The organism is Pseudomonas sp. CCC3.1, assembly GCF_034347405.1.
Lineage (GTDB): Bacteria > Pseudomonadota > Gammaproteobacteria > Pseudomonadales > Pseudomonadaceae > Aquipseudomonas.
In genome coordinates this window covers 5120710-5147069 of record NZ_CP133778.1, presented here as the reverse complement: position 1 = coordinate 5147069, position 26360 = coordinate 5120710, and the positions used below count along the sequence as shown (strand labels likewise).

Annotated in this window: 21 protein-coding genes, 1 tRNA gene and 2 pseudogenes; 15 read left to right on the top strand and 9 right to left on the bottom strand. The window is 55.1% G+C overall.

From position 1 onward, the window contains the following. Positions 1-223: 223 nt before the first annotated feature. From RHM56_RS22500 to RHM56_RS22475, 6 genes and pseudogenes are all read right to left on the bottom strand, one after another. The gene (locus RHM56_RS22500) at positions 224-2251 is read right to left on the bottom strand and encodes a S8 family serine peptidase (protein WP_322236208.1); all 2028 of its coding nucleotides are present in this window, start codon (positions 2249-2251) and stop codon (positions 224-226) included. Between the two features lie 35 nt (positions 2252-2286). Further along, entirely contained in the window at positions 2287-2469 is a 183-nt protein-coding gene (locus RHM56_RS22495; RefSeq protein WP_322236206.1) for a hypothetical protein, read from the bottom strand. 4 nt (positions 2470-2473) lie between these two features. Then, the gene (locus RHM56_RS22490) at positions 2474-3580 is read right to left on the bottom strand and encodes an ATP-binding protein (protein ID WP_322236204.1); all 1107 of its coding nucleotides are present in this window, start codon (positions 3578-3580) and stop codon (positions 2474-2476) included. 579 nt (positions 3581-4159) lie between these two features. After that, entirely contained in the window at positions 4160-5782 is a 1623-nt protein-coding gene (locus tag RHM56_RS22485; RefSeq protein ID WP_322236202.1) for a hypothetical protein, read from the bottom strand. A 167-nt stretch (positions 5783-5949) separates the two neighbouring features. Then, a pseudogene (locus tag RHM56_RS22480) lies at positions 5950-6081 on the bottom strand (integrase); the annotation flags it as partial. 166 nt (positions 6082-6247) lie between these two features. After that, positions 6248-6324 (bottom strand) — tRNA-Arg (locus RHM56_RS22475). A gap of 493 nt (positions 6325-6817) precedes the next feature. On the opposite strand from RHM56_RS22475, the gene gabD reads away from it, so the two are divergent. The 3 genes from gabD to RHM56_RS22460 all read left to right on the top strand — a co-directional run bounded on the left by gabD (position 6818) and on the right by RHM56_RS22460 (position 11082). Continuing rightward, positions 6818-8260, top strand: coding sequence for an NADP-dependent succinate-semialdehyde dehydrogenase (gabD, locus tag RHM56_RS22470; RefSeq protein WP_322236200.1), 1443 nt, complete (start codon positions 6818-6820; stop codon positions 8258-8260). A 178-nt stretch (positions 8261-8438) separates the two neighbouring features. Continuing rightward, positions 8439-9722 carry a 4-aminobutyrate--2-oxoglutarate transaminase gene (gene gabT / locus RHM56_RS22465; protein ID WP_322236198.1) on the top strand — a complete coding sequence of 428 codons (1284 nt, stop codon included), beginning with the start codon at positions 8439-8441 and terminating at the stop codon, positions 9720-9722. Between the two features lie 145 nt (positions 9723-9867). Continuing rightward, complete coding sequence (locus RHM56_RS22460) at positions 9868-11082, top strand: HDOD domain-containing protein (protein ID WP_322236196.1); 1215 nt, start codon at positions 9868-9870, stop codon at positions 11080-11082. Between the two features lie 212 nt (positions 11083-11294). Here the strand turns inward: RHM56_RS22460 and desA are convergent, their stop codons facing one another. Further along, a complete protein-coding gene (gene desA / locus RHM56_RS22455; protein WP_322241848.1) occupies positions 11295-12479 on the bottom strand; it encodes a delta-9 fatty acid desaturase DesA in 1185 nt (394 codons plus the stop codon). A 149-nt stretch (positions 12480-12628) separates the two neighbouring features. Between desA and dibA the strand changes: the two genes are divergently transcribed. Continuing rightward, positions 12629-14551, top strand: a complete 1923-nt coding sequence (dibA, locus tag RHM56_RS22450; protein ID WP_322236194.1) for a phosphodiesterase DibA — start codon at positions 12629-12631, stop codon at positions 14549-14551. A gap of 8 nt (positions 14552-14559) precedes the next feature. On the opposite strand, the gene RHM56_RS22445 is transcribed toward dibA, so the two are convergent. Then, positions 14560-14844, bottom strand: a complete 285-nt coding sequence (locus tag RHM56_RS22445) for a hypothetical protein (protein WP_322236192.1) — start codon at positions 14842-14844, stop codon at positions 14560-14562. A gap of 126 nt (positions 14845-14970) precedes the next feature. Here RHM56_RS22445 and RHM56_RS22440 point away from each other — a divergent pair, with 126 nt between their 5' ends. The 3 genes from RHM56_RS22440 (at position 14971) to RHM56_RS22430 (ending at position 17666) form a co-directional block, all read left to right on the top strand. After that, a complete protein-coding gene (locus tag RHM56_RS22440; RefSeq protein WP_322236190.1) occupies positions 14971-15630 on the top strand; it encodes a glutathione S-transferase in 660 nt (219 codons plus the stop codon). A 189-nt stretch (positions 15631-15819) separates the two neighbouring features. After that, positions 15820-16479 (top strand): glutathione S-transferase, encoded by a 660-nt coding sequence (locus tag RHM56_RS22435; RefSeq protein ID WP_322236188.1) that lies wholly within the window; start codon positions 15820-15822, stop codon positions 16477-16479. A gap of 119 nt (positions 16480-16598) precedes the next feature. Beyond that, positions 16599-17666, top strand: a complete 1068-nt coding sequence (locus RHM56_RS22430) for an IS110 family transposase (RefSeq protein WP_322241847.1) — start codon at positions 16599-16601, stop codon at positions 17664-17666. 331 nt (positions 17667-17997) lie between these two features. On the opposite strand, the gene argH is transcribed toward RHM56_RS22430, so the two are convergent. Beyond that, a complete protein-coding gene (argH, locus tag RHM56_RS22425; protein WP_322236186.1) occupies positions 17998-19392 on the bottom strand; it encodes an argininosuccinate lyase in 1395 nt (464 codons plus the stop codon). A 270-nt stretch (positions 19393-19662) separates the two neighbouring features. Between argH and RHM56_RS22420 the strand changes: the two are divergent. The 8 genes and pseudogenes from RHM56_RS22420 to rsd all read left to right on the top strand — a co-directional run. Continuing rightward, positions 19663-19779 (top strand): annotated as a pseudogene (locus RHM56_RS22420) (sensor histidine kinase); the annotation flags it as partial. After that, positions 19776-20522, top strand: a complete 747-nt coding sequence (locus tag RHM56_RS22415; RefSeq protein ID WP_322236184.1) for a LytTR family DNA-binding domain-containing protein — start codon at positions 19776-19778, stop codon at positions 20520-20522. The pseudogene RHM56_RS22420 and the gene RHM56_RS22415, both read left to right, overlap by 4 nt. 243 nt (positions 20523-20765) lie before the next feature. Further along, entirely contained in the window at positions 20766-21713 is a 948-nt protein-coding gene (hemC, locus tag RHM56_RS22410) for a hydroxymethylbilane synthase (RefSeq protein WP_322236182.1), read from the top strand. Beyond that, positions 21710-22477, top strand: coding sequence for a uroporphyrinogen-III synthase (locus tag RHM56_RS22405; RefSeq protein WP_322236180.1), 768 nt, complete (start codon positions 21710-21712; stop codon positions 22475-22477). The genes hemC and RHM56_RS22405 overlap by 4 nt, the downstream gene beginning before the upstream one ends. 16 nt (positions 22478-22493) lie before the next feature. Further along, positions 22494-23621: a uroporphyrinogen-III C-methyltransferase gene (locus RHM56_RS22400; protein ID WP_322236177.1), complete on the top strand. Its 1128-nt coding sequence runs from the start codon at positions 22494-22496 to the stop codon at positions 23619-23621. Continuing rightward, positions 23618-24844, top strand: a complete 1227-nt coding sequence (locus RHM56_RS22395; protein WP_322236175.1) for a heme biosynthesis protein HemY — start codon at positions 23618-23620, stop codon at positions 24842-24844. Before RHM56_RS22400 ends, RHM56_RS22395 begins: the two co-directional genes overlap by 4 nt. Before the next feature lie 230 nt (positions 24845-25074). Continuing rightward, positions 25075-25608, top strand: a complete 534-nt coding sequence (locus RHM56_RS22390) for a disulfide bond formation protein B (protein ID WP_322236173.1) — start codon at positions 25075-25077, stop codon at positions 25606-25608. 185 nt (positions 25609-25793) lie between these two features. Then, positions 25794-26264, top strand: a complete 471-nt coding sequence (gene rsd, locus RHM56_RS22385) for a sigma D regulator (protein WP_322241846.1) — start codon at positions 25794-25796, stop codon at positions 26262-26264. Positions 26265-26360 lie beyond the last annotated feature (96 nt).

Below are 26360 nucleotides of genomic sequence, written 5' to 3'. Positions count from 1 at the left end.
AAGGCATAGGGGTAGACAGGAACGGATAGCCAGAAACAAGAAAGCCCGCACAGGGCGGGCTTCTTGAGGGGATTCGTAGACTGTCTGAGACAGGTCTAGATCCAGGCGGGCCTATAACTTGATGTGTAACCTATTGATTTATATCGAATAACTATTTTTATTCTTCATCAGGGATACAGATCGGGATGATACAGGCTGTTCTTTCGTAGCGAGCTTTCTGGTATTAATGGCCTACTTCGATATCCGTTTCCAAATGCGTCGCGTTTTCTACGAATCCCGTGAGCTTACCCACCATGGAGTTATAAATACTTGGTGCATCTTCTGGAGCTTGAAACGTAAGTACAAATGCTATTTCTTGCTCTGGCAGTTCGTGATGATCGTTGAGGCCAAATTGATAGAGGTCTCTAGTGAAGACGCGAGCATTAAGCCTCATCGAGCCAGGCTGGATAGACCTTCCTGAGAATGGTTTTGCATGCCTCCTTATAGGACTCCACTTAGATAAATCCTTCCTCGCATTTTCTTCTTTAACCTTAGCTTCTTGCATGGATCCCAAAAGGTTCACGATCTTGCCGTTTGGACCTTTCGCTTGAAGGGCTACCTGTAGGCGTGTGGCAAAGTAATTAACACCACCAAGACCAGATACAAGAGGTTTAATGATTGCCGTAAGAGAAGCTCTACCGGTGAGCTTCCCGTTGACCATCATCTCGGGAGGCACGGGAATGTCGTTCCAGTAATAGCTGCTGCCGGCTTTCAATCTGGACACCCAGGCCAATGTCACTGAGCCATCTTTGCAAACCCATGGCATGGTTTCAGGAGTCCACGGGGTGCCCCAACCCAACTCGTGGCAGTGGTCATCTCGTTCCGAGCAATTGATTAAAAGCGCACGTACTAGGTCGGGCGTTGGATTTTTCAAGTTGGCAAAAGTGTGTGCCGCAAGTGAGGAAATTAATGTGGTGCTGTAACTAGTACCAGTATTAGTTACGCCGCCTATCATTCTAAGGCTCGAAAACCATGAAAGATCTGGCTTTTTCATTCCTGCCGGAGCAGGACCCTTTAAGCTTAAGGAACATGCGGCTGAAGGAGAACCTGTGGTGTTCGCGGTGCGGCCACTTACAGTTAGTGCACCTTCGCAATCGGCTGGAGGGCACAGTTTTGATTTGTTTGAAATAGACGAATTTCCAATGGAGATTATAGGAAGTATTCCAAACTCTCGTGCAATTTTATTGATTTCGTGCCCTAAAAAACTAATTTCTTTAGAGTTAGCTGAGGGAGCTATTTCGTTGAAAGATAAATTCCATACTTTTGCGAAGCTATTTGTTGCAGAGGCTACATCTCTCAGGTAGGAGAGGAACTGATTCTGCGTAGGTTGTTTTGCGGTTCCATTTTTAGCAATTGCCTGCACTGTAGCAAACCGACAATTTAACTCTGGAAGTGTTAAGTTATTATTCCAGGCATGACCGTTACAAACTAGAGAGGTAATTTGATTGCCATGAATTCTATTTGCTGTGTAATCGTCAATGAGTGGGGGCGCTATCCAGTATTCGAAAGGCTCATAGCTGAGTGCCGAGCGCCCGCCATCAACCACCACTACAATAGGCAAATCGTCTGGGGAAATACTCGAAAGATCTGGCTCTTCCCCTTGGCCCGGAGGAGTAGAGTTAGAAGTTATGCCTGAAACAGGCTCTATTCGATACGTTGTCCCTGATGCGGCGATTTCCTGAAGCGATTCAATCGAGTTTACCTCGGCAGAAAAGGAAGCGATGCCGGAGTGTAAATATTCTTGGCATGCTCTTGTAAGTGCCGGGTCTATATACTCTCCAAGTGGCACATCGGGTGTGGCAGAGTTGAAGAGATTTGAATACTTTTCATCTCCGAAAGATATTTTTTTCTTTTTATAAAGCTCTATGATTTCGGAGACAACGGATACCCTGGCTGATTGTTCAGAGTACGGTAATAGCCAGAAGCTGAATTGCTTTGAGCTTTCGTTGCCTTCAGATTTCCATATCTCTTGAATGTTTTGACCGCGAAACGTTTCTGCTATATCAAATAAGTTAATCGACTCCACACGAGATATATCTACTCGATCGACTATAGTTTTCGCGGTTTTTATACGGTTTGCCATCAATTCAAAGGCATCGACATCACTCTCTATAAGATATCCGTCAAAGGCGGGCGCTACAATTCGACAACCAAACTGGCTTGAAAATATATCTTTCGGGGTCCAGGTGGATGCGTGTGAATCACTGAACATACGAGCAATAATATGGGTTTTGTTTCCATGTGTTTTTATTTTTTTGCTTCTTGCATGAATCCATTAAAAGATTCTGAAAGCTTTTTCCGTTGTGTAGCAAGCCTACTTTGGCGAATGTCCTTCTCGTTCTTACCTCCTCCTTTAATAGGAGCCGGGGCAGGCCTTTTAAGGAAGGTTAGAACGGGGTTTATTAGTTTTGTTCCATTGCCTTCGGCCATTTTCTTAATCCTTTAAATAACTTGATATAGTTTGTCTGCTGGTGTTGAGTATTCTTGCCAGGTCCACCTGAGTGACACCGTGTGTTCGATGCAGCAGGTTCGTTATACTCTTTTTTTCGACTGTAGACAGCTCGCCATTAGTAGGGGTTGCCGTGTTCCCAAGTGAGCTCGCGATTACAGCGCTTACTACCGAGCCGATATTGATATCCATTTTCGTTAGCACGCATTTTCTTCGCGTTGCGATCGAGATACTTTCAATGTCGGCACCACTTAGTCCATCAGATAACTTTGCCAATAGCGCTGTTATACTTTCATCCCCGCTGTCTAAGAATAAAAAGTGGCTCCAGAGGTTTTGTCGTAAGTCATAGTCTGGAGTTTGAAAGTTTATTTTGTAGGGGAATCTTCTCCAGATCGCCGGATCTAGAAGGCCTGAATGGTTTGTAGCAGCAATAACTACTGCATGGTCGTCAAGGGAGTCTAAGCCTTGGATTAGCGTATTAACTACTCGCTTGAGTTCACCGAGCTCATGTCGATCATCCCTAAGTTTGGCAACCGCATCAACCTCGTCCAAAAACAATATGGCATTTTTCTTTGGAGCGAAATCGAAGATTTGTCGAAGGTTTTTTGCCGTATCTCCGAGCAATGAGGATATTACAGAGTCAAGTCTAACGATATATAAGGGGCGGTTGAGTTGAGCTGCAATATGTCCTGCAACAAGCGTTTTTCCTGTCCCTGGTGGACCAGACAGCAAAAGGTTTAATCGGCCTGCTAAACCGTGGGATATAAGTTCTTCGATATTTACTACGTCTGCTATAAAGGTTTGAAAAACATTTTTTGCTTCGCTATTTAAAAATAACGGACTAACCGGCCATTGAGCCTCTTCTAATAGCGGCGCCCGGGACTTCATGTCTACAGGGAGACTCTCCATATAGCCTGAACTTTGAAGAGGTACCCCTCTCTTTCTTAATATCGACTTTATTTTTTGCGCCGATTCTAAATCATAGTTGCTTATACACTTGGCAATCTTGTTGCTAGCAGTTCGGACATTTGAATAGTTAGCTTCGAGAGATGCTTCTATTAACGCGATGATGTCTTCTGAGCTAACCTGCATTTTGGATATTTCCTTTACATACAGCTGAAAATCGTTTGGCAGTGATGTTAATCAAAATGCTGAATATGTCAAGGCCTTGGCAGGTTTATGCCAATTGTTTTTGGATTTCTGTAAAGCTTACCCATGTGAGTGCCCTGTTAAGCTCTCTGTGGCAGCCTAAAGACCCGCAGAGCCCTTCCTTATAATTTTTTTTGACTTTGAGTGCGACTAACTAAAGGTGCCAATCTGCTGTTGCAGCGTTGACGGTGCAGGGATTTGCAGGTTTTTCAGGAGCCAGCGGACAGGCGTTCGCCCCTGGCCAGGCTGAGCTGTACGCCAATGCAGGCCTGCTAGTCCGCAGGTGTGGTGGGTGGACAACGGCGCGCGCCGGGTGGAGCGCAATTCACCCAGTGCTGGTTCGCCTGATCAGTGGGATCAGTTGCGCCATTGCTTCTCACGTGACCACTTAACCGCATTATCATCGACCAATCATTTGCATTCGTGCTGACAGCGGGCACCACGTCAGAAGGCGGCGTAGGCTTAGAGCTCAAGGACTGCAATCGAGCCATTTGTTACGTTCGGTTGGACGTAACGTAGTTCTTAGAGCGCTGCTTCCCGAGCAGCGTTGAGCTCTTCCTTAAAGCTTCCCAAGTGAGCGCGAAGCACATGGTCCTGTCCATCGAAGTATTGCTTCAGAACACATAGATATTCGTCCTGTTTCCTGAATCCGTAGGGTTGGATGAGGTGCGTCCGCATCACCCTGGCCAGCGGCGCTAAGTGCGCAATTTGTTCTATGTCCCTCAGAGTGGTGAGTGCAACACTAAGTAATTCGTGTTTAAGTCTGCTAGACACATGTGAAGACATCAGGATTGGCTGGATAACATGGCCGATGGCTTCAGCGGCTTCGAAGGAAATGTGGATGTGATTGCCTTCGATTTTGTCAGAACGCAGCACTTCGCCAGGTTTCGTTAGAGCTTCGGCATCCCTCACCCATACCGTAGTAGTGCCAACGACTTGATACAGCAGATAGCACAGCGGCGTTGGGAACTCTTGGTTTTCGTCTTCCGGCCGAACTTCGCGAGCGCGGTCGACCAGGCGGCTGGCGAAATGAGGCATATAGTGCAGCCACAAATGGTCAGCGACGCGCTGATGCAGGCCCTCCAAAACCATGATTTTGAAAAAGCCGATACCCGCATAAACCGGGTCGTGGTGTTTTCCGACATCTTGAAAGGTTAGTAGCCGGCCATTGATCTTTTTTTCGAGAGCTTCATCCCCGTCAATCCGCGCGAGTACTGCCTCGCCGACAGACCGGTACACCCCGAGACGTGCGGCCACATCAACATCAGCACAATAGAAACGCAAGAAACGGTTTTCCTCAGGAAGCGCTAAACGATGTCCGCCCACGCCATAGTTTTGGTTATTCTTGAGCTCGCTATAGAAGACGCTGGATTCATTGGCCAACAGTGAGTCAAAGAACTCATCTTGGAATCCTTCCTCAAAGCGTGTTGCGCGCTCCATAACTTCTATACAGAGGTACGGTCGAGCGATGGCAAGGTGTTCTGCCAGACGGCGGGATGACAGCAGCCGCTTCACAACGATGGCAGCACGGCGCTGCACGCGCTGCGAAGAGCCAACCAGGTCGGCAAGCCACTCGCGAAAGCTAAACCATTTTCGAAAAAGCCAGTTTGTCGGAGCCCCATCTCCCAACGAGATAGAACCGTCGTCTTGGAATACGAGTTGGAAGTCGGGACGCCGTGGGCGAATGACGTTCGCCAATTGGCTTCGCACGCTTTTAAAGGAAGCCAGGTCCAGCGCCGATCCGAGGTGACGATGTAGTAAGTCGGCGAGTTCCTCGAACTTCCCGGCGTGTAAGAGTGATGTAGTCAGGTCATCGAAGAGTCCGAGGTTCCACCGCGTCAGCCTCGTCCTGCGTGAACGCCAGTAGACGAATGCAACGAGTAGCATGAACAGAACGTACTGGGTTGCGCTTTTGTCAAAGCCCCACAACCAGGGGCCAAAGGTAGGGAATCCGAGTGTGGTGAGTATGGGCTGAAAGAAAAGCCCATGGATTGTGAGCAACGCAGCCCAGATGATCAGCCAGTCGAACCAGTTCAGGCTCAACCGAAAACTGAGCCTGGCAGTGCTTGGCACGACTGCCCACACTGCGGTAATCAAGCCCAGCATGGTGAGTAGTGCGCTTGTGTCGATACCTGCTGGGTTCATAGGGAGATCCAACTTTGGTAATAGCAGAAGAGGTTCAAGGGTGTGATTGAAGCAGTTGTGGGGCGTAAGGGGTAGCGCTGTCGTAGTTGACCACTACATGTGGACTGCTCGTCCTGTTACGCGGGCCAGGTCTTAGATTTCTTTGCAAAAGGCACGAAGTCGGCCCATTTTTGTCCATTAGGTTTCACCCAGAAGCACAGGCCATTCCCGTCCTGCTCCCGATACGTTGTGTGCTCAGGCTCCAGGCCTGCAAGCGTAGTGTCTGCTAAAGGGTGGCGTTTTATTTCAGTTCGCTTCACTGCTTGTATGCCTCCAGTTCAAGGAATCTCAAGCCCTACACGTGGGCATACACGGCGGAAGGCATAGGGGTAGACAGGAACGGATAGCCAGAAACAAGAAAGCCCGCACAGGGCGGGCTTCTTGAGGGGATTCGTAGACTGTCTGAGACAGGTCTAGATTGCTATATGGTGCACCAGGCGGGATTCGAACCCACGACCCCTGCCTTCGGAGGGCAGTACTCTATCCAGCTGAGCTACTGGTGCAACGCGGGCGCCATAATACTCATCTGCGTGTCGCCCGTCCATGGAGATGATTCGTGGGGTGTTTCTTCTCGCGTTATGAGCTATTAATGGGGCCCAGGTGAGAAAAGGGTTAAACAACACCGTTTGTTCTTTTTTTCGAACAACCTATTGTCCTTTACCCCCATTGATCCTAGGATTCGTTTGAGATTTCAAACGCTCTTGTCTGAGTGCTGAACCGCACGGCCTTTTCTTTGTGCGCTATTTAGATACTTTGGCCAGTGAATGACTTCCTGACGGCAGCCTGCGAGGCTGCGTGAAAACGACTGCGCTCGGAAATACTGCGTTAAAAACAGGCTCGGAATGCTCATTTACAACACGTAAACTCCGCTTCCTCGCCTGTTTTTGCCTTGTCTTTCCTTCGCTCGTTACGTTTTCAAGCACCTCGCTTCTATGGCGCCTTTCTTCTATCAATAATTCGCTCCGCGCCTGCGCGGTGCTGTTAAGGAAAGCCAACATGCAGCTCAAAGACGCCCAGTTGTTCCGCCAACAAGCCTATATCGATGGTGTTTGGGTGGATGCGGACGGTGGTCAGACGATCAAGGTTAACAACCCGGCAACGGGCGAAATTATCGGTACTGTGCCAAAAATGGGCGCGGCCGAAACCCGTCGTGCGATTGAAGCCGCCGACAATGCATTGCCAGCCTGGCGTGCTTTGACCGCCAAAGAGCGTGCAACCAAGCTGCGTCGCTGGTTTGAATTGTTGATTGAAAACCAGGACGACCTCGGCCGCCTGATGACCCTGGAACAAGGCAAGCCGCTGGCTGAAGCCAAGGGCGAAATCGTTTACGCCGCTTCGTTCATCGAGTGGTTCGCTGAAGAAGCCAAGCGCATTTATGGTGACGTGATTCCTGGCCACCAGCCGGACAAGCGCCTGATCGTGATCAAGCAACCGATTGGTGTGACGGCGGCCATTACGCCGTGGAACTTCCCGGCCGCCATGATCACCCGTAAAGCAGGCCCGGCTTTGGCCGCTGGCTGCACGATGGTGATCAAGCCTGCTTCGCAAACCCCGTTCTCGGCTTTGGCTCTGGTTGAGCTGGCGCACCGTGCCGGCATTCCGAAAGGCGTGTTGAGCGTTGTGACCGGCAGCGCTGGCGACATCGGCGGCGAGCTGACCAGCAACCCGATCGTACGCAAATTGTCCTTCACGGGCTCGACTGAAATCGGCCGCCAATTGATGGCTGAATGCGCGAAAGACATCAAAAAAGTGTCGCTGGAACTGGGCGGCAACGCGCCGTTCATCGTGTTCGACGACGCGGATCTGGATAAGGCCGTCGAAGGCGCGATCATCTCCAAGTACCGCAACAACGGCCAGACCTGCGTCTGCGCCAACCGTCTGTACATTCAAGATGGCGTGTACGACGCATTCGCTGAAAAACTGAAAGTGGCCGTGGCCAAGTTGAAGATCGGTAACGGTCTGGACGAAGGCACCACCACGGGTCCGCTGATCGATGACAAGGCTGTGGCCAAAGTCAAAGAACACATCGCTGATGCATTGAGCAAAGGCGCGACCTTGCTGGCAGGCGGCAACAGCCTGGAAGGCAGTTTCTTCGAGCCGACCATTCTGGTTAACGTGCCGAAAAACGCTGCCGTCGCGAAGGAAGAAACCTTCGGTCCGCTGGCGCCTCTGTTCCGCTTCAAAGACGAAGCTGAAGTGATCGCAATGGCCAACGACACCGAATTTGGTCTGGCGTCGTACTTCTATGCCCGCGACCTGAGCCGCGTCTTCCGTGTGGCAGAAGCCCTGGAATACGGCATGGTTGGCGTTAACACCGGCCTGATTTCCAACGAAGTCGCCCCGTTTGGCGGGATCAAGGCGTCGGGCCTGGGCCGTGAAGGTTCCAAGTACGGCATCGAAGACTACCTGGAAATCAAATATCTCTGCCTGGGTATCTAAACCCAGCGGGTGGTTCAAGCAGAAGGGGCACGAGAGCGATGCTTCTTCTGCGTTTCAAACTGTTAATTTTTGTGGCCGGGTGCGCCATGCCAGTCGATCATCGCATGCTGGCATGAGTGTCTCCTTGGCGCGTCAGCCTTGAACCACGCTGCTTGATAAGCAGCGAATGAGGAACACCATGAGCAACAAGACCAACGCATCTCTGATGAAACGCCGTGAAGCCGCTGTCCCGCGCGGCGTTGGCCAGATCCACCCGATCTTTGCCGAGTCGGCGAAAAACGCGACCGTGACTGACGTTGAAGGTCGTGAATTTATCGACTTCGCAGGCGGTATCGCGGTACTGAACACCGGTCACCTGCACCCAAAAATCATTGCCGCCGTGCAAGAGCAACTGACCAAGCTGACCCACACCTGCTTCCAGGTACTGGCTTACGAGCCGTACGTCGAGCTGTGCGAAAAAATCAACGCCAAAGTACCGGGTGACTTCGACAAGAAAACCCTGCTGGTGACCACCGGTTCTGAAGCGGTCGAAAACGCCGTCAAGATCGCCCGTGCAGCCACTGGCCGTGCTGGCGTGATCGCGTTCACTGGCGCTTACCACGGCCGCACCATGATGACCTTGGGCCTGACCGGTAAAGTCGTGCCTTACTCGGCTGGCATGGGCCTGATGCCAGGCGGTATCTTCCGCGCTCTGTACCCATGCGAGCTGCATGGCATCAGCGTTGACGATTCCATCGCCAGCATCGAACGCATCTTCAAGAACGATGCCGAGCCTAAAGACATCGCTGCCATCATCATCGAGCCTGTTCAGGGTGAAGGTGGTTTCTATGTGGCGCCGAAAGCGTTCATGGCTCGCCTGCGCGAACTGTGCGACAAGCACGGCATTCTGTTGATCGCGGACGAAGTACAAACCGGCGCTGGCCGTACTGGTACGTTCTTCGCCATGGAACAGATGGGCGTCACTGCTGACCTGACCACCTTCGCTAAATCCATCGCTGGCGGCTTCCCGCTGGCCGGTGTGTGCGGCAAGGCTGAGCTGATGGACGCCATTGCTCCAGGCGGTCTGGGCGGCACGTATGCCGGTAGCCCGATTGCATGCGCAGCGGCACTGGCAGTGCTCGAAGTGTTCGAAGAAGAGCACCTGCTGGATCGCTGTAAAGCCGTTGGCGAGCGTCTGGTGACTGGCCTCAAAGCCATCCAGGCCAAGCACCCGGTGATCGGCGACGTTCGTGCGCTGGGCGCCATGATCGCTGTCGAGCTTTTCGAAGGCGGCGATTCGCACAAACCAAACGCTGCAGCTGTGGCTCAAGTAGTCGCTAAAGCACGTGAGAAAGGTCTGATCCTGCTGTCGTGCGGCCCTTACGGCAACGTATTGCGCGTGCTGGTGCCGTTGACCTCGCCAGACGAGCAACTGGACAAAGGCCTGGCCATTATCGAAGAGTGCTTCGCTGAGCTGGCGTAAGCCCAACAGTGAAGATGTGACTCGATAGACAAAAAAAACCGCTTCGGCGGTTTTTTTTGGTTTGAGCGGTCTGTTTACATGCTTTTTTCTGTATCCACGCGCTGCCTTTGACTAAGGTGCAGGCATCGCGCTGGGAGCACATTGCATGACTGTTGTAGATTTATCCGCTGTACCGAATGTGTTGATTGCAGAGGCCGATCCCTGGTCTCGGGATTTGCTCAAACACGTGGTCTTGAGTGTGCGCTGTGACGCACAGCTGGACGTGTGTGGTGAAGGCCAGCAAGCGCTCGTGCTGCTGGGCCAAAAAAGCTATGACCTGGTGATTGCCGACCGGGATCTTCCTGGGGTTAGCGGTCTAGACGTTTTGCGCTCCGTGCGCCAACGCCGACGCAGCCCGGTGTTACCGTTTATTTTGTTGAGCAGCCGTAATGACATCACCAGTGTGCGTGAAGCCTTGCCGCTGGCGCCGACCGCCTACCTGACCAAGCCGCTGGACATGAGCGGTCTGACCAAACGGCTGCACGGGTTGATGCTGAGCGCAGGCCAAGAAGTGTTGTGCGACGCGCCCGCGCTGGCCCCTGGCATGACCCTCAAGCGCTTTCTGACACAGCGTCGAGCGTCTTCTGACGGCGCGCCGTTATGGATTGACGCCCGAGCGGCGGTCAAACGCAGTTTGAATCCAGAGGGGTTGGACCTGACCTTGCTGGAACAGGAAGTGCACACCGATCCGCAGATTACCGCCGTGCTGATCGCGGCGGCCAACAGCGCTGCGCAACACCTCGCGCGCCCGGCCCAGACGCTTGCTCACGCGTTGCAACGGCTCGGGCCTGCGCAAAGCATGAACCTGGTGCAAGGGCTTACGCTCAAGTACAGCGCGCAGTTGAATGACCCTCGTTTGGCCGATTACGCCGAACACCAATGGGCTGTGTCACTGCGGGCGGCTGAGTATGGTCGCACGTTGGCAAACATGCTGAACCTGGACCAGGAGCGCTGCTATTGCGCAGGCTTGCTGCATCGCTTGGGTGATCTGGCCGTGTTGCGGTGTTTGCAAGAGTGGCAGCAGGCGGGCGGCGAACTGGACACCGCAATGATCGACGAGTCGCTGGCCGAATTTGGTGCCGCTTATGGCTCTGCATTGCGCACGCGCTGGCGCCTGCCGCTGGAATTGCGCGAACTGATCGCGGCTGTCTATCACTTGGGTGGCGGGGTGTATTCGCGTGAAGCGCTGGTCATGAACCTGGCGGGGCAGGCGGCCATTCTGGAGTCAGAAGAAGGCATCGAGGCATTGGTCCAAAGCAAGACCGCTCGCTTGTTGAAAGTTGGCACCTCAGAGCTGTCGCGGTTGATCAACAAGGCGTAAGGCTGACTGTTTGTAGCAGTTGACGAGCTCCGCGAGGCTACGTCCGATCGCGCAGCGATCGTAAATCCTGAGAGCCCATTTAACTGAAAGAACGCGACAGGCTATTTTCGACTGCTGCGCAGCCGGACGTAGCCTCGCGGAGCTCGGCAACTGCTACGAGGCGTAAAGCATCAAGGCAGTTGCTCCCAAACGGTGTGGGAGCAACGGTCGCCTTAAACCGCCGCAGGACGCAGCGAGTAAGTTTTCAATTGCTTGGCAAACTCGTGCAGCGAATGGATCCCGCTGGCTTCTGCCTCGTGTACCCATTCTTTGATCGCGGCCAGCATGTCGTGACCATTGCTGCTGGTCTTGAGCCATATCTGTTGCAACGCCAAGCGCTTCTCGTAAATCACTTTGAGCGAGTGGCTGTGTTCCAGCAGGGTTTCGATACGCTGGTGATGGCGCTCTTCAAGCAGGCTGGTTTCACGCGAGAGCAGACGCTTGGCGCGGCGGAACTGGTGGCGCACCGAATGATCGACCTTGGCCAGCTCTTGCTGAACCAGCGGCGCGATGACCAGCTTGCGGTACTGAGCCATGATCTGGAAACGGTTGTTGAGGATCGCCATCGCGGTGTCCATGTCCAGGTTGCCTTTGCCCTCGACCCGGTGGGCGATAGGCGCAACGCGCTGAACCTTGGCCAGGCGCAAAAAGCTGAACACTTTGATCCAGGCCCAGCCCAGGTCGAATTCCCACTTCTTGACCGACATCTTGGCCGAGTTCGGGTAGGTGTGGTGATTGTTGTGCAGCTCTTCGCCGCCAATGATGATGCCCCACGGCACCAGATTGGTCGCGGCGTCGCGGCATTCAAAGTTGCGATAACCCACCGCATGGCCTAAACCGTTCACAACGCCTGCAGCCCAAACCGGGATCCACATCATCTGGATCGCCCAGATGGTCAGCCCGATGGCGCCGAACAGCAGCAAGTCGATAGCCAGCATCAGCATCACGCCCAGCAGCTTGTAGCGCGAGTAAACGTTGCGCTCAATCCAGTCTTCAGGGCAATTTTTGCCGTAAATACGCAGTGTTTCAGGATTTTGTGCTTCTTCGCGATAAAGCTCTGCACCTTTTCGCAAAACGGTCGATAACCCTTTGACGACCGGGCTGTGCGGGTCATCAACGGTTTCACATTTGGCGTGGTGTTTGCGGTGGATAGCCGTCCACTCGCGCGTGTTCTGAGCCGTGGTCAGCCACAGCCAGAAGCGGAAAAAATGTTTCAGGCCACCGTTGAGTTCAAGTGAGCGGTGCGCTGAATAGCGGTGTAGATAAACCGTGACACCGATAATGGTCACGTGGGTCATCAACAGGGTGACTGCAACCAGTTGCCAGGCTGACAAGTCGAGAAAACCGTTGTACCACATAGGCTGTTTGGCCCTCGGGAAGATGAAAAAAACTGCAACACGCATTATCACCATGCAGCCAGATAAAACCAGTCGCCCTTTCAGATAAGAGTGCCTGGATGTTTCTTACACTATAATTCCCCTTTTTTTGTAGGCGTTATAACTTTCTTATGTCGGTTTCTTATCGCGATGCCTTGCGTGCAGCCCTGTTATACGGGCTGGTATCGGTCATCTGGTTGCAACTAACGGATCATTTATTGAGCCGCTATTTCGATGAACCGACACAGCTGGCGCACTGGCAGCTAATAAATGGCTACGTGTGGATGTTTGTCAGCGCCGCGCTGATTTTTGTCGCCCGAGCCCGGTTGTTGAGCTTTTTGGGAGGGAGCGCCAGCCTGAAGCGTCAACGCCAGGACCGAGAGCGTCTGCGCCAGGCTGAGGTGGTCTTTGATTGCACTCGCGAAGGGGTGCTGGTCACCGACCGCAAGGGTGTGATTGTGCATGTGAATCGCGCTCTGGTTGAAATCACCGGATATACGGTAGAAGAGGTGCTGGGCCGACGTCCCAACATGTTCAAATCAGGCCACCATGGCCCTGAGTTCTATCAGGCAGTGTTCAAGTCATTAAAAGACAGCGGTGACTGGCAAGGCGAGATCTGGAACCGCCGCAAAAGCGGCGAAATTTACCCGCAATGGCAAACCGTACGTGCGATCAACGATTCCAAAGGGCAACTCAGCCACTACGTCGCGGTGTTCACGGATATATCGGCGATTAAACAGTCGCAGAGTGAATTGGCACGGCTGGTGCACCATGACCCGCTGACCGATCTGCCTAATCGCCTGCTGTTCACCGACCGCACCGAACAGGCACTGGTCACGGCGCAACGCCATACGTCAGGCTGCGCGCTGCTAATGATCGACCTCGATCATTTCAAAATTATTAATGACAGCCTGGGTCATAACGTCGGAGACCTTTTGCTCAAAGGGGTCGGCGGGCGTTTGCAGGGTGTTTTTGGCAAAGGTTTTACCGTGGCCCGATTGGGCGGTGATGAATTTGCCGTGCTGATCGAAAATTGCTCCACCGCCCGCCAGGCAGAAGCCCTGGCGCAACAGGTGCTGGAGGTCATGAAGGCCGCCTTTGACATCGAAAAGCATCAGCTGTTTATCAGTGCCAGTGTGGGTATCAGCGTGTTTCCCAGTGACGCCCTGAACGCCGAACAGTTGTTGCGTAACGCGGACTCAGCCTTGTTCAAGGCCAAAAGTGCTGGCCGTGAAGGCTACGCCTTGTACACCGAAGAACTGACGGCGCATGCCCTGAACCGGATCGAGGTGGCCAGCGACTTGCGTCGGGCGCTGGAGCAACATGAGCTGCGGGTTTATTACCAGCCCGTGCATGACCTGAACACCAGCCGGCTGATTGGCGTTGAAGCCTTGGTGCGCTGGCAGCATCCGCTACGAGGCCTGGTGCCGCCAGGCGAGTTTATTCCTATCGCCGAGCGCACCGGGCTGATTGCCGAAATCGACGCTTGGGTGTTGGAGCAAGCGTGTTGGCAGATGTGTCAGTGGCAATCGGCAGGTGTGGATTTGTCGTTCGTGGCCGTGAACATCTCCAGCCGTTTGTTTGCCCGTCCGGAGTTGTACACGCTGGTTTCAACCGTGCTGGCGGACACCGGGCTAGACCCGGCCCTGCTGGAGCTTGAAGTCACCGAAAGCGCGGTCATGGATGACTCGCAAGGTGCGCTGGAGCAGATGTATCGACTGCGAGCCCTGGGTTTGCGCTTGGCCATCGATGATTTTGGAACCGGTTTCTCATCACTGCTGCGGCTCAAACGCCTGCCGGTGCAGAAACTCAAAATCGATCAGGGATTTGTCGCCGGGCTGCCAGAAGATAACGACGATGTGGCGATTGTTCGCGCGGTCATCGCGCTTTCTCAGAGCATGGGGCTGCAGGTGCACGCCGAAGGGATCGAGCAAGTTGAGCAGGCGCAGTTTCTGCTTAACCTCAACTGCGATCTGGGGCAGGGCTACTGGTTTGGGCGCCCGATGCCGGCCAGTGAACTGGATTGGCAGCGAGCGCCTGCGATCAGTCGCTGAGCTTAGCGTTACGACTTCTCGGGTGGCAGCTCAGGCAGTGCACGAAGCGCGGTCTCGTACCACTCGGTGTTAAAGGCGCGATCCTCATCGAGCATCGCGTCAATTTCTACGGCCAACACGTGGGCCATCAAGTTCAAAATCTCTTCGCGCTCGTAGCCGACCAGGGTCAACTTGTTGAACGTGGCTTTGGCGGCTGGAGGGTTGTCGCTTTCAATCTGGTTCTCAATCGCCTGGGTCAGCGTGGACTCGGTGAACTCTTCTTCGTCATTGTCGATATCTGTTGGCTCGCTCACAGGCAGGCTCCTTAAGGTAAGACCGGCAGTTTAGCGGTATTCACCAAAGTGATGCTGCTAGCCAGCTTAGCGGCGAAGCTCTATAACAGCCGCTGCCAACCCCAACACGGCCTGGAGGCATAGATAATGCTCAAGCTTTATGGATTCGCGGTCAGTAACTACTACAACATGGTCAAGCTGGCGCTGCTGGAAAAGGGCCTGCCGTTTGAGGAAGTGCGATTTTTTGCCGGGCAAACCCCCGAAGCACTTACCGTAAGCCCGTGCGGTAAAGTGCCGGTGCTGGGCGTCGAGCAGGGCTTCGTCAACGAAACCAGCGTTATTCTCGACTACATCGAACAGACTCAGCCTGGTCCAAAATTGCTGCCGATCGAGCCATTCGAACGAGCGCAAGTCTGGGCGTTGGCTAAAGAAATAGAGTTGTATATCGAGCTGCCTGCTCGTGCTTGCTACGCTGAGGCCTTCTTCGGCATGCCAGTGCCCGATGCCATCAAGAAAAAAGCCAAGGCCGAATTGCTGCAAGGCATTTCTTCGCTCGCACGCCACGGAAAATTCTCACCCTATGTCGCTGGCGAAACGCTGAGCGTGGCGGACATTTACTTCCTCTACAGCGTCAATCTGGCCTGCGCGGTGGGTCATAAAGTGTTCAATCTGGACCTGTTGGCCGAGTTTCCAGCGGCCAAGGCGCTCCTTGAGCACTTTGAGCAAAACCCGCACGTGAAGCGCATTGCTGCGGACAGAGAGGCCGCGATGCCGGAGTTTCTGGCGTGGGTTAGCAGTAAAAAGTAGCAATTTGCCGTACGAACGCCAGCTATTGCGCTGGCGTTTTTTCGAGTGCGAAAGTAGGACGTTTCTCTGGTCTGCGGTCATAAATGCACTCATTTAGATGCATTTTGTAATGCGTCGTTTAGTGCGAATCCCGTCGCAGTCATTAGCCTGAATAGTGTTGATGCTCTAACTATTTAAGGATGACCCGAGATGCTGAAACTGTATGGATTTGCGGCCAGTAACTACTTCAACATGGTCAAGTTAGCGTTACTTGAAAAGGGTATTGCTTACGAGGTTGTGCCTTTTCACGGGTGTCAGAACCCGGCCATTCTCGCGGTCAGCCCGCGCGGCAAAGTCCCGGCGCTAGAGACCGAGCAAGGGTTTCTCAGTGAAACCGATGCGATTCTTGACTACCTCGAAGAGACGCAATGCGGGCCTGCGCTGTTACCGCGTGACCCTTTCGCCCGTGCCCAGGTGCGCGCCATGGCCAAAGAAATCGAGCTGTATATCGAACTGCCTGCGCGGCTGTGTTACGCCGAAGTGATGTTTGGCGGACGCCCTACGCCCGAGGCACTCAAGCGCAAGGCTGAGCGGGACATGATCAAGGGATTTGCGACATTGTCGCGGCGCGCGACGTTTGCCCCGTACGTGATGGGTGAGCAGTTCACGGTGGCGGATCTGTACTTTCTCTACAGCGTGGATTTGGCCGCCATGGTGGCGAAAAAGCTGTTTGATATTGATGTGCTGGCTGACATGCCGCAAGCGCGGGCATTGCTGGAGCTGCTGGCTAAAAATCCGAATGTGCAGAGAGTCGCGGCAGAACGAATGGAAGATATTCCGCTGTTCCTGGAGCGAATCAAAACCGCTTGAATCTGTAATTACATGGACTCGCCCAAGCCGAGGCGTCTGTGCGCCACGGTGGCATTCTATTAGAAGCCAACGACAGCGAGGGCGAGACCATGAAAAAGAATACGACGACCAATCAGTCGATGCCAACCGATGTTTCGAAATGCACCATCATTGCCGTAGATCTGGCCAAGAGGGTCTTCCAGGTAGCCGGCGAGGATGCTTATGGCGTAACCGTGTATGAAGAACGTATCTCTTCGCGCGAAGCCTTCCATACGTTTCTTCGCAAGTTGCCAACAAGCGTAACCGTGTTGGTGGAGACAGGTCCGGGGGCTCAGGCATGGGCGCAATTGCTGAAAACCCAAGGCAATCCTGTCCGGATATTGCCAGCCCAGCATGTCGCCAATCACCGCAGCGGACCCAAGAACGATCGCAACGATGCACTGGCTATCTTGCGCGCAGGGCGAGATATCAATATCTCGTCGGTACCGGTCAAGAGTGCTGCTGCCTTGGCCATGCAAGCTCTTCATCGTGTCCGGCAAGGTTACGTGCGCCGTCGCACAGCAATGAGTAATCAGATGCGCGGCCTGTTGCTAGAGCATGGTCTTGCCATGGCGCAGGGCGAAGCAGCAATCAGCCAGGTTATCCCCCGTATTCTGGAAGATGCCAGCCAACCATTGCCTGACCTGTTACGCGAATTGATAGATGAGTTACTGGGCGAATGGAGTCAGTTGGGCGAGCGCATCAATGTACTGACCGGTCGACTGGAAACAGCGGCAAAAAATGACGAAACAGCCAAACGGCTGATGACCGTACGCGGTATCGGCCCAATTATTTCTACAGCAGTGATCGCTAAACAAACCGAGCCTGAGCGCTTTGCCAACGCGCGGCAGTTCGCTGCTTACTTCGGCTTGGTGCCCAAGCAGCACAGCAGCGGCGAGAAAGTCCGATTGGGCAAGATGAGCAAGCATGGCGATGCCTACTTGCGAAGCTTGGCGATTCAGGGCGCTCACGCGGTGTTGAGACAGGTACGCACTGATTCAGAGGATCCAGATGACCGGCGCTTGCAACGCTGGGTATCAAAATTGGGTCGCAAAGAGGCGGCCGTTCGGTTAGCCAACCGAAACTTGCGCATCATCTGGGTGCTGTTACAAAACGACCAAACGTATCGCCGCCAAGTGAGCAACGGCCAGGAGGCAGCGATGAGTTAAGGATCTAAAGAGTTCTGCCACCGGGGTGTAAACCGCTCCAACCCATGCTTAAGAACATTGATCACAGGTCAGACCGTCGCGAATTTATGCCTGCGCTCCTACCGGCCCTTGAGGCCTAACTGTAATTGGCATATCGCGAGCTCATAAAATGTTGGCCAGAAGCCGATTATGGCTTCCCAAAATAGGCCTTATACATAGATGCAGCCGGGTATCAGTGGGAAAAAGCGGGTTGACAGTGGGGGCGAGTCCATACATAGGAGCGAGCTTGCCTCGCGATCTTTTGAACGTTTAAAAGATTGCGAGCAAGCTCGCTCCTACACGGTTCGCACTATTAACGGCTCCCCAACAACGCCTTGCCGCGAACAACCGCCGCTTTCACCTGCGCAGGTGCAGTGCCGCCAATGTGATTGCGCGCATTGACCGAACCTTCCAGGGTCAACACGGCAAACACGTCGTCTTCGATCTGATCGCTGAACTGGCGCAGTTCTTCCAGGCTCATCTCAGCCAGGTCTTTGCCTGTTTCCACGCCGTACTTCACGGCATGGCCCACGATTTCGTGGCAGTCACGGAACGGCAGGCCGCGGCGCACCAGGTAGTCGGCCAGGTCGGTCGCCGTCGAGAAGCCGCGCAGCGCCGCTTCACGCATGATCGCGTGCTTGGGCTTGATCGCCGGGATCATGTCAGCAAAGGCACGCAGCGAATCACGCAGGGTGTCGGCAGCGTCGAACAGCGGCTCTTTGTCTTCCTGGTTGTCCTTGTTGTAGGCCAATGGCTGGCCTTTCATCAGGGTCAACAGGCCCATCAGTGCACCGAATACACGGCCACTTTTGCCACGTACCAGCTCGGGCACGTCGGGGTTTTTCTTTTGCGGCATGATCGAGCTGCCGGTGCAGAAGCGGTCTGGCAGATCAATGAACTGGAATTGAGCGCTGGTCCACAGCACCAGCTCTTCGGAGAAACGCGACAAGTGCATCATCGCGATGCTGGCGGCGGCGCAGAATTCGATAGCGAAATCGCGATCGGAAACGTTGTCCAGCGAGTTGCCACCCACAGCGTCAAAGCCGAGCAATTGAGCGGTCAGCTCGCGGTCGATCGGGTAGGTCGTACCGGCCAGCGCAGCGCTGCCCAGAGGCATGCGGTTGGTGCGCTTGCGGCAGTCGACGAGGCGCTCGTAGTCGCGGCTCAGCATTTCGAACCAGGCCAGCATGTGGTGACCGAACGTCACCGGCTGAGCCGTTTGCAGGTGCGTGAAGCCCGGCATGATGGTCTCGGCCTCGCGCTCGGCTTGCTCCAGCAGGCCTTTTTGCAGGCGCGTGATTTCAGCCAGGATGGTGTCGATTTCATCGCGCAGCCACAGGCGAATATCGGTCGCTACCTGGTCGTTACGGCTGCGGCCGGTGTGCAACTTTTTACCGGTCACGCCGATGCGGTCGGTCAGGCGCGCCTCGATGTTCATGTGCACGTCTTCCAGGTCGATGCGCCAGTCAAAGGTGCCGGCCTCGATTTCGCTCTGGATGGTTTTCAAGCCTTCGATGATGCTGTCGCGCTCGGCATCGGTCAGCACGCCGACCTTGGCCAGCATGGTGGCGTGGGCCACAGAGCCCATGATGTCGTGACGATAAAGGCGCTGGTCGAAAGTGACGGAGGCAGTGAAGCGCGCAACGAAGGCGTCGACGGGTTCACTGAAGCGGCCGCCCCAGGACTGATTGGTCTTGTCGGTGCTCATGGATTCGCTCGTAATCGGCTGAGGGGAGTACATAAAAAGTTGCTGCAGATCATAACAGGGTTGCCATTCATGGCGTTGACGCAGGTCGGCAGGTTTTAGATGAAGTGCGGTATAAACAAAATACCGAAACGAAATGTATCGATTGGCCACTTTCGTCTTGGCAAACGTCTACAGTTGCTCGTATGGATCAGTCTTTGCAGGTCGTTGTAGCTTGTTGGACGTATCCGGTATTAAATCGAGCAACAGACACAGGTGAATTTTGCTGTGCCACTTGCGGCACTTTTTGGCCTTCGCGCTAGTCTTAGCGTGGATCGCCGTGACAGTCGTCACTTCACCTGTCTACGCTATCCTTGTGCGAGACTCACGCAGGAATACAGCGCTATATGAATGTCCTGATCGTTGATGACGAAACCTTGGCCCGCGAACATTTGAGCCGTTTGCTCAGCGCCGCTGGGGGTTATACGTTGCTAGAGCCCGCCGCCACTCATGGCGAAGAGGCACTGAACCTGATCGAAAGTCTGAAACCGGATATCGTTCTTCTCGACATCCAGATGCCGGGCCTCGACGGGTTACAGGTAGCAGCCAAATTATGTGAGCGTGAACTGCCACCCGCGGTGGTGTTTTGCGTAGCGCCTGACGAATTTTCCGTTCAGGCCTTGCAAGACAGCGGCGTCAGCTACGTGCACAAACCGGTCAGCGCCGAGGCCCTGAGTGCGGCCTTGAAAGACGCCCACCGACCTAACCGTGTGCAACTGGCGGCCCTTACGCGGCCTGCTGCGCAAACGGGCAGTGGCCCGCGCAGTCACATCAGTGCCCGAACCCGAAAAGGCATTGAGCTGATCCCCATCGACAAAGTGATCTACTTCATTGCTGATCATAAATACGTGACCTTGCGTCACGAGGGCGGCGAAGTCCTGCTCGATGAGCCGCTCAAAGCCCTTGAAGACGAATTCGGTGAGCGTTTTGTGCGCATCCACCGCAATGCGCTGGTGGCGCGTGATCGCATAGAGCGCTTGCAGCGCACTCCGTTGGGGCATTTTCAGTTGTTCCTCAAGGGGCTCAATGGCGATGCATTGATTGTTAGCCGGCGTCACGTCGCGGGTGTACGAAAAATGATGCAGCAGCTCTGAAGCTGCGATCCGGCCTGTTCATCTGAGTGGGAGCGAGCTTGCTCGCGATTCAGGCGGCGCGGTATGCCTGAATCACAGGGCCGATGCCATCACGAGCAAGCCCGCTCCCATGCGGTATTCGTTCGCCATCCAGGAAGGGATGGCGGCTCTTGGCTTAAACGACCACGTACTTTCTGATACAAGTCAAAGCTGTTTTGGCTGAGCTGTTATTATCAGCCGTATCTTTTCAGTACGGATTGATCCATGTCCTCTCGCGAAATCCGCATCGCTACCCGTAAAAGCGCCTTGGCTCTGTGGCAGGCCGAATACGTTAAAGCCCGTTTAGAGCAGGCTCACCCAGGTCTTGTGGTGACGCTGGTGCCGATGGTCAGTCGTGGCGACAAGCTGCTGGACTCACCGCTGTCGAAAATCGGTGGCAAGGGCCTGTTCGTCAAAGAGCTGGAAACCGCTTTGCTCGAAAACGAAGCCGACATCGCTGTGCACTCGATGAAAGACGTGCCGATGGACTTCCCCGAAGGCCTTGGCCTGTTCTGCATCTGCGAGCGCGAAGACCCGCGCGATGCCTTCGTTTCCAATATGTTTGCCAGCCTCGACGATTTGCCTCAGGGCAGTGTGGTCGGCACGTCTAGCCTGCGTCGTCAGGCCCAGTTGCTGACCCGTCGGCCGGACCTCGAAATCCGTTTTTTACGCGGCAACGTCAACACCCGTCTGGCCAAGCTCGACGCGGGCGAATACGACGCCATCATCCTCGCCGCTGCGGGCCTGATCCGCTTGGGCTTTGAAGACCGCATTACCTCGGCGATCAGTGTCGAAGACAGCCTGCCAGCCGGTGGCCAAGGCGCTGTTGGCATTGAGTGCCGCAGCGCTGACAACGAAATTCACGCGTTGCTGGCGCCGTTGCATCATGCCGACACGGCCGTGCGCGTGACCGCTGAACGCGCGCTCAACAAACACCTGAATGGCGGCTGCCAAGTGCCCATTGCCTGCTATGCCGTGCTTGAAGGTGAGCAGATCTGGCTGCGTGGCCTGGTCGGCGAACCGAGCGGTGGCACGTTGCTGAGCGCTGAGGCGCGTGCCCCGCACAGTGTGGCGGCGGCGCTGGCGCTGGGTGTGCAGGTCGCCGAAGACCTGCTGGCACAAGGCGCTGGCGAGATTCTTAAGGCGGTCTACGGCGAGGCCGGTCACGAGTGACAGGCTGGCGCCTGTTGCTGACCCGACCCGCAGAGGAGTCGGCAGCGCTCGCGAACGCGCTGGCCACTGCTGGTGTGTTCAGCAGCAGCCTGCCGCTGCTGGCCATCGAACCGTTGGTCTTGAGCGATAGTCAGCGCGACGTGATCGCGCACCTGGACCGTTATTGCGCGGTGATCGTGGTCAGCAAGCCCGCGGCGCGACTTGGCCTGGAGTGGTTCAGCCAATACTGGCCGCAACCCCCCGCGCAAAAGTGGTTCAGTGTCGGTGCCGCTACCGCGCAGATTCTCGCCGAGCATGGCCTCGATGTTAGCTACCCTTTATCCGCAGATGACAGCGAGGCCTTGCTGGCGCTGCCGGCATTTATGCAGGCAGTTGCGTGCAACGAGCCCAAGGTGCTGATCGTACGGGGTGAAGGCGGTCGAGAGATGCTGGCTGACCGCCTGCGCAGCCTTGGCGCACAGGTCGACTACCTTGAACTGTATCGCCGAACGTTGCCGTCATACCCGGCTCAAATACTGCCTCAGCGCGTAAAAGCGGAACGCCTGAACGCTCTGGTGGTCAGCAGTGGACAGGGGTTTGCGCATTTGCAGCAGTTGGCAGGTGATGCCTGGCCGCAACTGAGCGGTATGACATTGTTTGTTCCAAGCCCTCGCGTTGCGCAAATAGCGCGCGATGCCGGGGCCAAAAATGTTGTGGATTGCCGTGGCGCGAGCGCTGCGGCTTTGCTGGCGGCGCTACGGGCACATCCCGTACCTGCTTTCTAACGCAAAGGATGGATACGTGAGCGAAACAGTCTTGCCAAAAGAACACGTGCAGCCCGCGCCAGAAGCGCCGGTTGAAAAGCCTGTCATCAAGCCTGAACGTCGGGGCAATGGTCTGGCCGCCTTCGCGCTGTTGCTCGGCGCTGCCGGTATTGCGGTCGGTGGTTGGGCCGTGTGGCAGATGCGCCACCTGGAAGCCAGCACTGCCGAGCAGTTGGCTGAAGTCCAGGCGCTGGGCGCGCAGACACTGTCGATTAAACAAAGCGAACAACAATTGCTGGCGCGGCTCAATCAGTTGCCCTCGGCCAATGACCTGGATAACCAGCGTCAGTTGGTGGTGCAACTTCAAGGCGATCAGCAGCGTTTGAATCAACGCCTTGAGACAGTGCTGGGTGCGAGCCGCAAAGACTGGCGTCTGGCCGAGGCCGAGCACTTGTTGCGTCTGGCCAGCTTGCGTTTGTCGGCACTGCAAGACATCAGCAGCGCGCAGGCGTTGGTGCAGGGGGCGGATGACATTCTGCGCGAGCAGAATGATCCGGCCTCCTTCGCTGCGCGCGAACAATTGGCCAAGAGTCTGGCGGCATTGCGCAGCGTTGAGCAGCCTGACCGCACCGGCTTGTTCTTGCAGCTAGCGGCCTTGCGCGATCAAGTGGCACAACTCAACGCATTGGCGCCTGAATTCAAGGATTCTGGCGATTCATTGCTGGGCCTGACCGCCGATGGCGACGGCGCAAGCCGCTTGGCGCAGTGGTGGGATGAGATTTCGCATTACATTCGCATCGATTTCAATGCCGATAAAAACGTGCGTCCACTGCTGGCGGGCCAAAGCCTGACCCAGGTGCGTCTCGCCTTGAGCCTGGCGCTGGAGCAGGCGCAATGGGCTGCGCTCAATGGTCAAGAGGCGGTGTACACCCAAGCGCTGGCTCAAGCGCAAGAGGTGCTCAAAGGCAACTTCAATCAAGACAATGCTCTGAGCAAAAAAATTCTGGAGCAGGTGGTTGAGCTCAGCAAGCAGCCGGTCACGGTCAAAACGCCAGACCTCGCAGGTACCTTGAGTACGGTCCAGGCGTACCTTGAGCGCCGTCATGTCGATGCTGATGAACCGGGTCGTGCGGCTGCCAATCCTGCACAGGAGGCCCGTCCATGAAACGCCTTTATGTGATTGTGTTCTTGTTGATTGCAGCCGCTGCTTGCGTCGGCCTGGCAATCGCTGAGGACGCAGGTTACGTGCTGATCGCCTACAAAAACTTCCGCTACGAATCCAGCGTGTGGGCCTCTGCGGCCGTGCTGGTGATCCTGTGGCTGGTGATCTGGGGTATCAAGTTGCTGGTTGAGCTGTTCACGGCCTCGACCGGACTGGTTAACCCTTGGTCGCGACGTAACCGCAGCCGTCGGGTGCAGATCGCCATCGAGCAGGGGCAAATGGACCTCGCCGAGGGGCGTTGGGCCAGTGCTCAAAAACACCTTTCCCGTGCGGCCGAAGCCGAGCGCCAACCGCTGCTTTACTACCTGGGTGCGGCGCGAGCAGCCAACGAGCAAGGGCACTACGAAGAAAGCGACAGCTTGCTTGAGCGTGCGCTGGAGCGTCAGCCTCAGGCTGAACTGGCTATTGCGCTGACCCATGCGCAATTGCAGGTCGACCGCGCTGACACGGAAGGCGCGCTGACGACCTTGCAAGCCATGCACGAACGCCACCCGCACAACGTGCAGGTGCTGCGTCAGTTGCAGCGTCTGCACCAACAGCGCGGCGACTGGGGGGCATTGATCCGCTTGTTGCCGGAACTGCGTAAAGACAAAGTGCTGCCGGCCCAGGAGCTTGCCGAACTGGAGCGCCGTGCCTGGGGGCAAAACCTCGGCCTGGCGGCGCAGCGCAATACAGAGGGCGATGCGGGCCTGCAATCACTGACACTGGCGTGGCAGCAATTGACCTCTGCGCAACGTCAAGAGCCGACTCTGGTCCTGGCTTACGCTGAGCAATTGCGCCGACTGGGCGCTCAGCCCGAGGCCGAAGAAGTGGTGCGAGGTGCTCTCAAGCGCACTTACGACAGTCACCTTGTACGGCTTTATGGCCTGCTGCGTGGCAGTGACCCGGTCAAGCAATTACAGACTGCCGAAGGCTGGCTCAAAGCGCATCCCGCGGACGCCAGCTTGCTGCTGACCCTGGGACGTCTGTGCTTGCAAAACAGCCTGTGGGGCAAGGCTCGGGATTACCTCGAAAGCAGCCTTAAACTCGAACGTAATCCTGAAACCTGTGCCGAGCTTGCACGGCTCCTGGCGCAGTTGGGCGACACTGCCCGCAGCAACCAACTGTTCCAGGAAGGCTTGAACCTGCTGGATGAGCGTCTATTGGCGCTGCCGTTGCCGGAATAGCAGGCCACACCCGTATCAGTTGCCAAGTCTCGCGGGGCTTGGCAACTGCTACGGGGGATATTCGCTTTTTGGGTGGTTGCGGAAATTTCGGACGCTATTTTCTCTCAATGCTTCCTGTGCCTGTCGGTAATTCCTTACAGGCTTAAGGAAGTATCCGTATTGGCTGGCCTTGAAAGGGCTGATGGCTTTCCTCTACCGTAAACGCCTGTCCATTTTGTTACGGATAAGCCATGTTTTTGGCCTGCTCACGCGTCATGTTTCTTGTGGCTTTTCTAGCCAGTGCCTTAGTGCTGTCCGGTTCGCTGTACTTGGAGTATGGGGCCGGGCTGACGCCCTGTTTGCTCTGTTTAATGCAGCGTTATCTCTTGCAGGCTTTCTGTTTCGTCAATTTGATTGCTTATGTTCATGCACCTCGCCATGTCGGCTCGCTGGCGTATGCATTTCTTGCCCTGTTGCTGGCAGCAACCGGAGCGGCGAGTGCGACCAAGCAGGTGCTCAGTCAGCGATTTGCGCCTGAGCAACTGATGATCTGTCAGCCCGATCTGGCTCATTTGTGGAATAACCTTTCGCTCAGCCAGATTTTTATGTCGGTCTACCGGGACACACAAGCCTGTGCGCAAATTCAATGGACGCTGTTTGACTTGAGCATTCCCGAGCTCAGCCTGCTGGCCTTTTTAGGGCTGGCGATGCTGAGCCTGTTCCAGTTGCTGCGCTCCCTTTTCTTCCGAAAACGCTCCCGGCCTGCGACGGGAAGTAGCAGTTAGTATTAAACGCTTGTATGAACTTTCTCTCGTGCGTACCTTGAAGCAGTTGCCGAGCGGGCATAATCTGGCCCGCACGCGTTATTGGAGTTATGCCGCCCAATGCCGGTGTGTCAGCACAGGTTTTGGTTCACATAGGCCCGGTCAAAAACCGGGTGGCATGGGCCCACAAGGGAAGAGAGATCATCATGCTCGAAAGATGTGAGAGTGCTCAGGAACGTTTCAATGGTGTCCACCAGTTGATTGATCGCTGGCTGCATGAGCGCCGTAAACTGGTGAAAGCTTACGCAGCGGTCATTGATCAACAAAACAACCCCAAGCGCGGGCCTCAAAAAGAGTTCTGTCAGGTGTTGGTTGATTACGTTTCTGCTGGCCATTTCGAAATCTATGAGCAGCTCAATCAGGAGGCCCAAGCCTTCAATGATAAGCGTGGGCTCGCATTGGCCGAGACCATCTACCCTCGACTCACCGTGATTACTAAGGCCGCCTTGGCGTTCAACGATCACTGCGACGGCAAAGCCCATCGCCCGGATTGTGACAAGCTCGCAGACGAATTCAAAACACTTGGCGCCTTGCTGGATGAGCGTTTTGAGCTTGAAGACTGCCTGATTGAAGTGCTCCACAGCGCACACAAACAGAAAGAAGCAGCCCAGGCTTAAAAATTGTGGGAGCCTGGCTTGCCAGCGATGCAGGCGGCGCAGTTTGTCTAAGACACCTTGTCGAGCCCATCGCGGGCAAGCCCGCTCCCACAGGTC